This window comes from Chryseobacterium aahli, assembly GCF_022699665.1.
Classification (GTDB): Bacteria; Bacteroidota; Bacteroidia; order Flavobacteriales; family Weeksellaceae; genus Chryseobacterium; species Chryseobacterium aahli.
The window spans coordinates 185082-198556 of sequence record NZ_JALDNB010000008.1 but is presented as its reverse complement, the minus strand read 5'-3'; the positions used below and the strand labels follow the sequence as shown (position 1 = coordinate 198556).

At 37.3% G+C, this 13475-nt stretch carries 5 protein-coding genes; all 5 read right to left on the bottom strand.

Annotated elements, in window-relative coordinates; translation table 11 throughout:
• Positions 1–11 precede the first annotated feature (11 nt).
• The 5 genes from rpoC to MQX03_RS13850 all read right to left on the bottom strand — a co-directional run bounded on the left by rpoC (position 12) and on the right by MQX03_RS13850 (position 13176).
• Positions 12–4277, bottom strand: a complete 4266-nt coding sequence (rpoC, locus tag MQX03_RS13870) for a DNA-directed RNA polymerase subunit beta' (protein ID WP_129535986.1) — start codon at positions 4275–4277, stop codon at positions 12–14.
• Between the two features lie 112 nt (positions 4278–4389).
• A complete protein-coding gene (rpoB, locus tag MQX03_RS13865) occupies positions 4390–8211 on the bottom strand; it encodes a DNA-directed RNA polymerase subunit beta (RefSeq protein WP_242803775.1) in 3822 nt (1273 codons plus the stop codon).
• Between the two features lie 734 nt (positions 8212–8945).
• Complete coding sequence (locus tag MQX03_RS13860; RefSeq protein WP_242803774.1) at positions 8946–10055, bottom strand: fibrobacter succinogenes major paralogous domain-containing protein; 1110 nt, start codon at positions 10053–10055, stop codon at positions 8946–8948.
• A gap of 25 nt (positions 10056–10080) precedes the next feature.
• Positions 10081–12459, bottom strand: a complete 2379-nt coding sequence (locus MQX03_RS13855; protein ID WP_242803773.1) for a DUF6923 family protein — start codon at positions 12457–12459, stop codon at positions 10081–10083.
• A gap of 66 nt (positions 12460–12525) precedes the next feature.
• Complete coding sequence (locus MQX03_RS13850; protein ID WP_242803772.1) at positions 12526–13176, bottom strand: hypothetical protein; 651 nt, start codon at positions 13174–13176, stop codon at positions 12526–12528.
• Positions 13177–13475: the final 299 nt, after the last annotated feature.

The window sequence follows — 13475 nt, the reverse complement described above, 5'->3', positions numbered from 1 at the left end:
TAAATTTTGAATTAATTTAAATCTTCGAATTCTTTTTTAGAACCTACGATTACATTCTGATACTCTTTAAGACCTGTACCTGCAGGAATTCTGTGTCCTACAATTACATTTTCTTTAAGACCATTCAAGGTATCTACTTTACCAGCTACTGCTGCTTCGTTTAGAACTTTAGTGGTCTCCTGGAATGATGCTGCAGACATGAACGACTTAGTCTGAAGAGCCGCTCTTGTAATCCCTTGCAATACCGGCGTTGCCGTTGCAGGAAGTGCTTCTCTTACTTCAACTAAAGCCTGATCTTCACGCTTCAACTTAGAGTTTTCGTCTCTTAGTTCTCTTGCAGTGATCATCTGTCCTGGCTTGAATTCTTTAGAATCACCAGCGTCTGTAACTACTTTAAGACCAAATACTCTGTTGTTTTCAATTAAGAAATCGTATTTGTGCTCTAGAGCAGCCTCAAGGAACTGAGTATCACCTCCGTCAACGATTGAAACTTTTGTCATCATCTGTCTTACGATGATTTCGAAATGCTTATCATCGATTTTCACCCCTTGTAGACGGTAAACTTCCTGAATTTCGTTTACTAAATATTCCTGAACCGCAGTTGGCCCTTTGATCTTCAAGATGTCGTCTGGAGTAACTGAACCGTCAGAAAGTGGCGAACCAGCTCTAACGAAGTCATTCTCCTGTACCAAGATCTGGTTTGATAATTTAACTAAATAAATTTTTCTCTCACCAGTTTTAGCCTCAACGATCAATTCACGGTTACCTCTCTTGATTTTTCCGTAAGAAACTACCCCATCGATCTCTGTAACAACCGCCGGGTTTGAAGGGTTTCTTGCTTCAAATAATTCTGTAACTCTCGGAAGACCTCCGGTGATATCCCCTGACTTAGCAGATTTTCTTGGGATCTTGATTAAGACTTTACCAGCCTTAATTTTTTCACCATCGTTTACCATTAAGTGGGCTCCTACCGGTAAGTTGTAACCTTTTTGCTCAACTCCTTTAGAATCTACCACCTTCAATGTAGGTACGGCTTTCTTATTTCTAGATTCAGAGATTACTTTCTCTTCAAATCCTGTTTGCTCATCAATCTCTAGTTGGAATGAAATACCTTGGATAATATCCTCGTATTCTACCTTACCGGCGTTTTCTGCAATGATTACCGCATTATACGGATCCCACTTAGCAATGATATCGCCTTTTTTCACTTTATCACCAGATTTAACTAGTAACTGAGAACCGTAAGGTACGTTAGCAATCATTAACGGTGTTCTGGTTTCGTTATCAGCAACCAATCTAAATTCTGTTGTACGAGATACTACTACTTCCGCAGTATTTCCGTTTTCGTCTTCAGAAGTAATTGTTCTTACCTCATCCAATTCAACGATACCGTCTCTTCTTGCAGAGATTGAAGGATTTTCTGATACGTTTGTAGATACACCCCCTTGGTGGAAGGTTCTCAACGTAAGCTGAGTTCCAGGTTCCCCAATTGATTGTGCAGCAATTACACCTACCGCTTCACCCATATGGATTTTCTTACCAGTTGCCAGGTTTCTACCATAACATTTAGCACAGATTCCTTTTTTGGTTTCACAAGTAAGTGGTGAACGTACTTCTACTGCTTCAATACCCATTTCCTCGATTCTTTTCGCTAAAGCTTCCTCAATAATCTGATCAGCAGTTGCTACTAATTCGTCGGTTTCTGGATCATAAATGTTATGAAGAGATACTCTACCTAAGATTCTTTCAGAAATTCTTTCAACGATTTCGTCATTTTTCTTCAGTGCAGTAACTTCAGTTCCTCTAAGAGTTCCACAATCTGCTTCAGTAATGATAACATCTTGTGCAACGTCTACCAATCTTCTCGTTAAGTAACCTGCATCGGCAGTCTTAAGAGCGGTATCCGCAAGACCCTTACGAGCACCGTGAGTAGAGATAAAGTATTCTAAGATAGAAAGACCTTCCTTAAAGTTTGCAAGAATCGGGTTTTCGATAATTTCCGCACCAGTAGAACCAGCTTTCTGCGGTTTTGCCATCAACCCTCTCATCCCTGATAACTGACGGATCTGTTCTTTAGAACCCCTCGCACCAGAATCAAGCATCATGTATACAGAATTGAATCCACCTTGGTCAACTTTCATTCTGCTCATGATCATTTCAGTTAATCCAGCGTTGGTGTTTGTCCAAACGTCGATTACTTGGTTATATCTTTCTGTATCTGTAATAAGACCCATGTTATAGTTGGCTCTAATTTCGTCTACAGTTTCAATAGATGTTGCGATCATTTTCTTTTTCTCAACAGGGACAACGATGTCACCTAATGAGAACGAAAGACCTCCTTTGAATGCATTTGAATAACCTAAGTCTTTCATTGCATCCAAGAACTTCACAGTGGTAGGGAAATCTGTATCAGCAAGTACTTTACCAATTACATTTCTTAATGATTTCTTTGTAAGAAGTTCATTAATATATCCTGACTGTTTAGGAACGATTTGGTTAAATAAGATTCTACCAACAGAAGTTTCAATCAATTTTGTAGTGATTACACCTTCTTCTTTTACTGGTAGTCTACATCTTACTTTAGCGTTCAATGAAACTCTACCTTCAGCATAAGCGATTTCCGCTTCTTCTGGAGAATAGAATGCAAGACCTTCTCCCAAAACTTTTTTCTCATCTGTAGAGCTTAATTCTTTGGTCATGAAATATAGACCAAGAACCATGTCCTGAGATGGTACCGTAATTGGAGAACCGTTTGCAGGGTTCAAGATATTCTGAGAACCTAACATCAATAACTGAGCTTCCAAAATTGCTTCAGGACCCAACGGTAAGTGTACCGCCATCTGGTCACCATCAAAATCGGCGTTGAATGCTGTCGTTACCAACGGGTGTAGCTGGATTGCCTTACCTTCGATCATCTTAGGTTGGAAAGCCTGAATACCCAGTCTGTGCAAAGTAGGTGCTCTGTTCAATAGAACAGGGTGACCTTTCATTACACCCTCTAAGATATCATATACTACTGGTTCTTTTCTGTCAATAATTCTCTTTGCAGATTTTACTGTTTTTACAATCCCTCTTTCAATTAGTTTTCTAATGATAAACGGTTTGTAAAGTTCAGCAGCCATATCTTTAGGAATACCACATTCGTGAAGCTGTAAGTTTGGACCTACAACAATTACCGAACGCGCAGAGTAATCTACCCTTTTCCCTAGTAAGTTCTGACGGAAACGACCTTGCTTACCTTTCAATGAATCTGAAAGTGATTTCAATGGTCTGTTTGATTCAGATTTTACTGCAGAAGATTTTCTTGTATTATCAAATAATGAATCTACAGATTCCTGAAGCATACGCTTCTCGTTTCTCAAGATTACTTCAGGAGCTTTGATCTCCAATAATCTCTTCAAACGGTTGTTTCTGATAATAACTCTTCTGTAAAGGTCATTTAAGTCAGAAGTTGCGAAACGTCCTCCATCCAATGGAACTAATGGTCTTAGTTCTGGTGGTATTACAGGAAGCACACGCATAATCATCCACTCTGGTCTGTTGATCATTCTAGTGTTAGCACCTCTCAATGCTTCTACAACGTTCAATCTTTTTAGAGCTTCAGTTCTTCTTTGCTTAGAACCTTCGTTGTGAGCTTTGTGTCTCAAATCGAAAGACAATGCATCAAGATCAATTCTTTTTAGCAATTCTTCAACAGCTTCCGCACCCATTTTAGCGAGGAATTTGTTTGGATCTGCATCATCAAGATATTGATTATCCGGAGGAAGAGTTTCCAAAACATCCAGATATTCTTCTTCTGTAAGGAATTCTTTCTCGTCAAAATCTGAACCATCTGCTTTCTTAGCGATACCCTGCTGAATAACAACATATCTCTCGTAATAGATGATCATATCTAATTTCTTAGAAGGAATACCTAAAAGGTAACCGATTTTGTTTGGTAAAGAACGGAAATACCAAATGTGCGCAATAGGAACAACCAAACCAATGTGTCCAATTCTTTCTCTACGTACTTTTTTCTCCGTAACCTCTACACCACAACGGTCACAAACGATCCCTTTGTAACGAATTCTCTTGTATTTACCACAAGCACATTCGTAATCTTTGATAGGACCGAAGATTTTCTCACAGAACAAACCGTCTCTTTCTGGTTTATGCGTTCTGTAGTTAATAGTTTCCGGCTTAAGAACTTCTCCTCTTGAGTCTTGTAAAATTGACTCAGGTGAAGCTAAACCGATGGTTATTTTATTAAATCTACTTGATTTATTTTTATTTGACATAATTTAATTTTTGATTAAAAGATTAAAAGATTGAAAGCTTCAAAATCACTTTCGCACTTATTATCTCTGAGTTTAATTAATTCTTTAATTTTTTTAACAATTAAATCTTAATTTACTCTTCCAATCTTACGTCTAATCCAAGACCTTGTAACTCGTGAAGTAATACGTTGAAAGATTCCGGAATACCTGGTTCAGGCATTGCTTCCCCTTTTGCAATCGCTTCATAAGTTTTTGCTCTACCAATCACGTCATCCGACTTCACAGTCAAGATTTCTCTCAAGATATTTGCAGCTCCAAATGCTTCAAGAGCCCAAACCTCCATCTCTCCGAATCTCTGACCACCAAACTGAGCTTTACCTCCTAATGGCTGCTGAGTAATCAATGAGTAAGGTCCGATAGAACGTGCGTGCATTTTGTCATCTACCATGTGCCCAAGTTTCAACATATAGATAATACCTACCGTTGCAGCTTGTGTAAATCTTTCTCCGGTACCACCATCATAAAGGTGAGTGTGACCGAATTTAGGAACTCCTGCTTTCTCAGTATACTCTGTAATCTGATCAAGAGTTGCCCCATCAAAGATTGGCGTAGCGAATGTCATACCCAATTTTTGACCAGCCCATCCAAGAACTGTTTCATAAATCTGTCCGATGTTCATACGAGAAGGTACCCCAAGTGGATTCAATACGATATCTACCGGTGTTCCGTCTTCCAAGAATGGCATATCTTCTTCACGAACGATTCTCGAAACGATCCCTTTGTTACCGTGACGACCTGCCATTTTATCTCCAACATTAAGTTTACGTTTTTTAGCGATATATACTTTAGCCAATTTCATGATACCTGCTGGAAGCTCATCTCCGATAGAAATTGCGAATTTCTCACGGTTTTTAACTCCTTGAATATCGTTGAATTTGATTTTGTAGTTGTGAATCAATTGTTTGATTAATTCATTTTTATCGTTGTCAACTGTCCAATCCGCACCGCTAACGTTTACGTAATCTTCTACTGAAGTCAACAATTTGTGAGTGAATTTCACCCCTTTACCGATAATTTCTTCATCTAAGTCATTCGTAACTCCCTGAGAAGTTTTACCGCTAACTAGAGTATTTAATTTTTCGATTAAAGTATTTCTCAACTCGTCAAACTTAGCCTTGTAAGTGTTTTCAATCTCTTCAAGCTTAAGTTTTTCTTCAGTTCTTTTCTTTTTATCTTTAATGTTTCTAGAGAACAATTTTTTGTTGATCACAACACCTCTTAATGAAGAATCCGCTTTTAATGAAGCATCTTTTACATCACCAGCTTTGTCACCAAAGATTGCTCTAAGAAGTTTCTCTTCAGGAGTAGGATCAGATTCACCTTTTGGAGTAATCTTACCGATCATAATATCTCCAGGCTTCACTTCAGCACCGATTCTGATCATACCGTTTTCGTCAAGATCTTTGGTAGCTTCTTCAGATACGTTTGGAATATCTGCTGTCAATTCTTCCATACCTAATTTAGTATCACGAACTTCAAGAGAATACTCATCCACGTGGATAGAAGTAAACCAGTCTTCACGTACAACTTTTTCGTTGATTACGATTGCATCCTCAAAGTTGTATCCTTTCCAAGGCATGAAGGCTACCACTAAGTTTCTACCAAGAGCCAATTCTCCGTTTTCGGTTGCATAACCGTCGCAAAGAACCTGACCTTTATGTACCGTTTCACCTACTCTTACGTTTGGTCTTAGGGTAATTGTCGTACTCTGGTTAGTTTTTCTGAACTTAGTCAGTTTATATGTTTTCGTAGCAGATTCGAATGATACTAAATCTTCGTCATCGCTTCTTTCATATTTAATAGTAATCTGATCAGCATCTACGTACTCTACAGTACCATTACCTTCAGCATTGATCAAGATTCTTGAATCTTTCGCAACTTGTTGTTCCAGACCTGTACCTACGATTGGAGCTTGTGGCTTCAACAAAGGAACTGCCTGACGCATCATGTTTGATCCCATCAACGCACGGTTTGCATCATCATGCTCCAAGAATGGAATTAATGAAGCTGAAATACCGGAAATCTGGTTTGGCGCAACGTCGATCAAATTAACCTGAGCAGGCTCAACTACAGGATAATCACCATCTAATCTGGCAATAATTCTGTCTGTTAAGAAAGCTCCGTTATCGTCTAACTCAACGTTTGCCTGAGCAATTACTTTATCTTCTTCGTCTTCAGCATTAAGATAAATAGGATCAGCATGTAAATCTACAGTGCTTCCTTCTACTTTTCTATATGGAGTTTCGATAAAACCTAAAGAATTGATTTTTGCATAGATACCCAAAGATGAGATCAAACCAATGTTTGGTCCCTCAGGAGTTTCGATAGGACAAATACGACCATAGTGAGTATGGTGAACGTCACGTACCTCGAAACCTGCTCTTTCTCTTGATAAACCACCAGGTCCCAGGGCAGAAAGTCTACGCTTATGCGTGATTTCTGATAGAGGATTGGTTTGGTCCATGAACTGAGAAAGCTGGTTGGTACCAAAGAATGAGTTAATAACTGATGTTAAAGTCTTCGCATTAACAAGGTCAAGTGGAGTAAAGATTTCGTTATCTCTAACGTTCATTCTTTCCTTAATCGTTCTTGCAATTCTCGAAAGACCTACACCGAACTGTCCTGCTAATTGCTCACCAACAGTTTTAATTCTTCTGTTTGATAAGTGGTCAATATCATCAACATCAGTTTTTGAGTTTACTAACTCAATTAGGTGTCTTACAATCGCAATGATATCTTCTTTTGTAAGAACTTCAGTTGTAGTTGGGATGTTTAGGCTTAACTTTTTGTTTAGTCTGTAACGTCCTACTTCACCCAATGAATATCTTTGCTCAGAGAAGAATAATTTTTCAATAATTCCTCTTGCAGTTTCTTCATCGGGTGGATCTGCATTTCTTAACTGACGATAAATATATTCAACCGCTTCTTTTTCTGAGTTGGTTGGATCTTTTTGTAAAGTATTCTGGATGATAGAGAATTCGTTTGAATTTTCTTTGTGAATCAGGATAGATTTCACACCAGCATCCAAAATAAGATCAATATGTTCTTTTTCAAGAATCGTTTCTCTATCTAGGATGATTTCGTTTCTTTCGATAGAAACAACTTCACCAGTGTCTTCGTCTACGAAATCTTCGAACCAAGTGTTCAATACTCTCGCAGCCAAAGTTCTGCCTTCTACTTTTTTAAGTGCAGCTTTAGAAACTTTCACTTCTTCTGCAAGGTCAAAGATCTGAAGAATATCTTTATCAGATTCGAAACCGATAGCTCTTAATAATGTAGTTAAAGGTAATTTTTTCTTACGGTCGATATATGCGTACATTACGCTGTTGATATCGGTAGTAAATTCCATCCAAGATCCTTTGAAAGGGATAATTCTTGAATAGTACAATTTTGTTCCGTTGGCGTGGTAAGTCTGTCCGAAGAATACACCCGGAGATCTGTGTAACTGAGTTACGATAACACGCTCTGCACCGTTAATGATAAATGAACCAGACGGAGTCATATAAGGAACCGGACCTAAATAAACATCCTGTACAACCGTCTGAAAATCTTCATGTTCAGGGTCTGTACAATATAGTTTAAGTCTAGCTTTTAGAGGAACGGAATACGTTAAACCTCTTTCCACACACTCATCGATTGAGTAACGTGGTGAATCTACCAAATAGTCTAAGAATTCCAAAACGAATTGGTTTCTAGAATCGGTAATTGGAAAGTTTTCTTGGAAGGTTTTGTGCAAACCTTCTTTCTTTCTGTCTTCAGGAAGTGTATCTAATTGGAAAAAATCTTTAAATGACTCTAACTGGATATCTAAGAAATCCGGAGTAATGATTTTTCCTTTCGCTGTAGAGAAATTAATTCTCTCATTTCCTTTAGTAATTGCGGTTGTTTTACTCATAAAACTTTTAAGAAAGGGTTAAAAAATATTTTGATTTTACAAAAAATATCAGAAAAAGACTAAAAGATAAAAGAGGTAAAATAAAAGACATTTGATGTTTGGCGCTATCAGAAGTGGTCTTTTGATCTTAATTCTATATTATAAACTCTAATTCTAACTGCAACGCTGGTATATCTTTTCACAGCGTAATGCAAAATATTTTTAAATTTTTATTTTGGACGAAAAAAATTACAATAGTCAATCAACAAGAAATCCCTTTCAAAATTATGAAAGAGTTGATTTACAATGTTTTACTGATGTATGTGTATTTATTAGCGCCAAAAGAACTGCAAATATACTAATTTTTAAGTGATTACACAAATTGAAGCATCATTCTATAGCTTTTGTAATTATAAAATTTTCTTAATTTTTTAAAAGAGTTGATATAGCAAATTAGCATAAAGTTTACCGTGTACAGAAAAAGTCATTATTTTTTAAATCAAAAAAAACCACCACCTTATAAACAAGGCAGTGGTTTTTAACCTTAAAGAAATTGATCTAACTTAAATAAAAAGTTAATTTTTTATACATCTTACTAATCCATCCTTCTACCTGATTTATAAATAAACATAAATTCTTCTCATCTCTGATATTTAGAATGCAAATAAAATAAAATCCGTCTCACAAAAATTTGTGAGACGGATTTCTTAAAATTTAAGTTAGCCTTTTAAGAATATTGGTGATTCGTAAAAGTTTTAGTTTTTTATACAACGAATAGAAAACCCATACGCTCGAAAAACACTGCCAGAAGTATTATTTGACGCATTGAAGATAGCATATGACGAATTGGTACCGGCTGTTGTGCTGGTCCAATAAACCCCAGTAGCACCTTCTTGAATCATTACTCCATTATTATAAGCTCTATAACCAGCCGTCGTTAATTTCAATGGGGAATTAAATGCACCTGCTGCATTTTGTGTGGCAAAAAGCGCTGATTCAGCTTGAAATTCAGCCAAAGTAGGAATACGGAAACCATTAGGACATGGATTATTAACTCCGCTTACACCCTGCCATAAATTGACATTCTGTGGTGAACGCCAATCCAGAGGAGTAGTAGAAGAGGTAATAAAATTTCCATTACCGGGAACATCTGTACTGCTTAATGTAGTACTTACCGGGGAAGTACGAATTTGATGAGCGTCAGTTAAACGTCCCCATTGGTATAAGTCACCATATGAAGCAGCATCTGTAGTACTTGTAGCCACCTGCGTTGCACCTAAATTACGATCCATCCATACTCTTCCGGTTCCCGTTGTTACAGTAGGAACATTTTCTCTACCCCAAAAAGACCAAACTGTTCCGTTATAAACAGCTAACACTTTATTGAAGTTATCATACACCATCATTCCGGGTGCAGGATTTATGATATTAAGATGCGGACTTGCAGCTGTAGGCAAAACCATAGCTTTGTCGGTATCTTCTAAAACCAATATCCCTGGCGCCGACGTTAAAGTTGTTCCAATTGCTGTTTTAGCAGAAGTATTTTCAGCTATCGAACTCGCTTGAATCAAGGCACCATCTACACCACCCTGCACTGTCGTACCATTTGTATTAACTGTAAGATCCTTCCAGCCTGATGCGTATTTTACCTTCACTTTTTTATCGGTAAGATCATAAACCAATGTACCGTTTACAGCACCAGTAACACTTCCTTCTGAAGTTACCCACGGTAAAACAATACCACGATTCCCAGGTCCGAAATCAAGTGAAACAGATGGTGAAGACACACTTTCTTTACCTATCGCTACTTGAGAATATACATTTCCTGACAAAAATGCCAGTATGATTAGAAATAAATATTTCATTATTAATTCTTTTTTTTATTAAACATTAATTAGACGGACACGTCGGTGTAGTAAAACAAGTCCAACCCGCCGGAGTACCCGTTGTGTTGACCTGAAGACAATCTGATGTAATATTGTACACCATCATTCCTTCTACAAGATTTGCCGCAGGAATTTGTGAAATCTGTAGTGCTGTCAGTCTGTTGACAACAAAACCTTTAGTTCTGGATTCCAAAACCGTCCAAGCTCCTTTTCTTACCATTGGCCAATTGCCAGATGCAGTACTACCTGCTCTTGCTAAAGAAGTAAAACCGTGATTTGTATTCAACACAGTTCCGCTTGTAATTCCTGGTCTGTAACATACCTCCTGAGTATCCGTATCAATTGCCGTATTATTAGTCAAATTAGAATCTGTACTATTTGCCGGCGCTGTAATGGTGACCGTATTCACAAGATCACCTGTGAAAGTGAACGGTATACTTACCGTTACCGTGTAAGTTACCGTAGCATTTACTGGCAGATTTACCACATCATTGATTGCTCCGGTCTGCGTTCCTGAAACAGAAGTTGTCGCACCTCCTGCAGCAACTGCAGTATAACTTACATTCGCAGCAAGAATACCTGCTGGCAAAGGATCTGAAACCGTTGCTCCCAAAACCCCAAAAGGCCCATTGTTGCGCGCTACAATTGTATATACTCTTGTAGAACCTGGTGCATAAGTTGTTGTATTGTCTGTCTTGGTTATTGCAAGATCAGCACTGAACGCAATCGGCGATGTCACACAATGCGCTCCGTCGTTAGAACCACTCGCAGGCGAACCTGAAATCAAAACCCTTTGTCCAGTAGTAAGATTGAATTGATAAAATCCACCAGCATTGTCCGATCCGTAGATCTCTCCTGTACTAGAACCAAACAACGCCCCAAAAGCAACAGTTCCTGGCGAAGGTCCAATGCCGGTAACAGTACCATTAGCAGGATTGATTGACATCAACCGCCCTGTATCATTACTAACAGTATATAAAAGACCGTTTGTAGTTCTAAAAGCAAGATCTGCCACAGTAATACTTGTCGATAATGTAATAGGCGTGGCTACTAAAGTTGTTACATTAATTCTGTACAAAATATTATTAGACCCTGACGCTTTTACATAATAGTTCCCTAAATTATCAACCTCACCCGAATTATATGCATCCGCAGGCAATCCTGTCACAGGACCTAAATTAACTGAACTTCCATCAGTATTAATAATCCATAAATTATTAGAAGCTATACTAGGCATTGCGTACATACGTCCATTCAACGGATGAATCCCTATTGCATTATAATCATCTGAAGCATCTCCAATAAGAGGATAAGCAAATGGATTACTTGACGTATCAACAGAATATAAACTATCAAACTGCGCAAGATATAATGCATTGGTACATCCAAATGAGCTTATAACTGTTACGCTGATATTTGCGGGTTGTGAAGTTGAAGGATTACTTACACCATCAAGAACAAAATTATCTTTAATTGTGTAAGGAATTGTAGCCGTACCTATGAAAGTAGGCAAAGGAGTAAATGTCACCACCCCCGTGGTGGTATTTACAGACCAAGTACCCTGATTAGGCACTACAACAGAGGTTTGATCATTAGCAAATCTTACTGTATTGGCAACTACAGATCCGTCAGGATCACTATCATTTGTGGATACATTAATTGTAACTGGAGTATTCTGATTTGTTGTAGCATTATCTGCAACAGCAATTGGCACAGCATTAACAGCATTTACTGTCACAGACACTTGTACTGTTTCATATGAATTACCACCACCCGCAGCAGCCGCATCGGCTCCTGGTCGTACTATCATTACGTGGGAAGTCTGAGTGGCAGTAAACCGCAATCTAGAAGTACCCCATGTATTTTGGGTTAAATTTCCTGCTGTTAAAGTCTGACCCGCTACCGATGCAAAAAACTGAGCATTGTATGTACCAGCATATTTTCCACCGTTCCCATTGTTACGGGTAACAGCTGTTAATGAATAAACAACTACCTCATAAGTTCTCCCTACCGTCAACCCTCCTATTGTTGTATTAACAGACTCTTCGAGAGCTGGTGGAGGACCTAAGTCTCGTAGAGACAGCCATGTTGTATGAGAATTAGGAGGAAGAGGCAATGTCAAATCATCGGTACTACTAGTTGTACTTGTCCAGTTTGCACCACCTCCGCTTGTTCCTGTTGTCGCTGCAATAGTTCTATTTGAAATATCGGGCGTACCTCCATTATTTGTCCAACCAATTGGTACACAAGAAGAACACGGAACAGCAACATTTCCAGCCTGCAATCCATTTGTAGGAGAAATAGTCTGTGCGAAAGCATGACAGGATATAAAAAATAGTAAAACAAATAAGTGTTTTCTAAAATATTTAAAATTGAAATTCATATAAAAATGTATTAGCTTTCTCATTTATATAAATGAGAAGTTTGTTAATAAAAAAATTAATTTATGTTAATAACCTAATACCGGTGGCGGTCTCACAGAAAAGACCTCAGAGAAACAAAAATCTAAAGATTTGTTATTGTAGTATATGTATTTTTGAGAATGTAGAAAATCTAAAGCCTGAGTAATTACATAAGCGTCTGCCGAAATATAGAATTTAGAAAAATCGTGAGTGCTTTGACTAGGTATTACATAGTTTTTTGCAATCGAGCTTGAAGAAAAAAACTGATCAGGAGACGGAGCACCATTGAAATCATGTTTAACAAAAACCTGAACTCTTTTTTCAAATTTTTCTACTTCTTTTTTTATTTGTTGTAAAGCTTCTTTTTGTCTTTTATTTTCAGCTATTTTTAACTGATTCTTAAGATCTTTCTTTTCTTCCTTTTGTGATTGTTTGGCAATTAATTTTAGAAGGTGTTCTTTGCCTTCATTTTCCTGATAAGAAACATAAGAGTTTTTCAGAATAATTTTATTGCTAAGAATCTGCTTATTAAAATTATCATCTGCTGAGTACAAATTTGCCCCATCTTTTAAAACAATGGTAGTCGGTGTAATTTGTTGCTGAGAATTAGCTTTTTGGGCGTAAACATTATTTATTAAAGAAAATAACAATATCAACAATAAAGCTGGAAAATAATTCAAACCTTTAATAAAGTTCAAATTTTTCGCAACCGTATTGTTATATAATAAAGTTTCTTGCAAGGATATTAGTTTACAGGTGCAAAAGTAAGCAATAAATCAACAAATATTGTATTAAATAGACATTAACAAACCGCATGTATGACATTAGATACTATTAGCGAAAAAAAACAGTATCATTAAAAACATCAACTGATTTTTTTAACAACAATGTAATACATAATTGATTTTTTACACTTATTTTTTTTTCAAAAAAACACACAATGATTTACACCTACACTTTCCGTCTGAATGGCTATAAAACCTCAAATTGATAAATA

Coding starts and splice junctions, on each gene's coding strand:
- rpoC (WP_129535986.1), bottom strand. CDS start 4,277: ATGTCAAATAAAAATAAATCAAGTAGATTTAATAAAATAACCATCGGT.
- rpoB (WP_242803775.1), bottom strand. CDS start 8,211: ATGAGTAAAACAACCGCAATTACTAAAGGAAATGAGAGAATTAATTTC.
- MQX03_RS13860 (WP_242803774.1), bottom strand. CDS start 10,055: ATGAAATATTTATTTCTAATCATACTGGCATTTTTGTCAGGAAATGTA.
- MQX03_RS13855 (WP_242803773.1), bottom strand. CDS start 12,459: ATGAATTTCAATTTTAAATATTTTAGAAAACACTTATTTGTTTTACTA.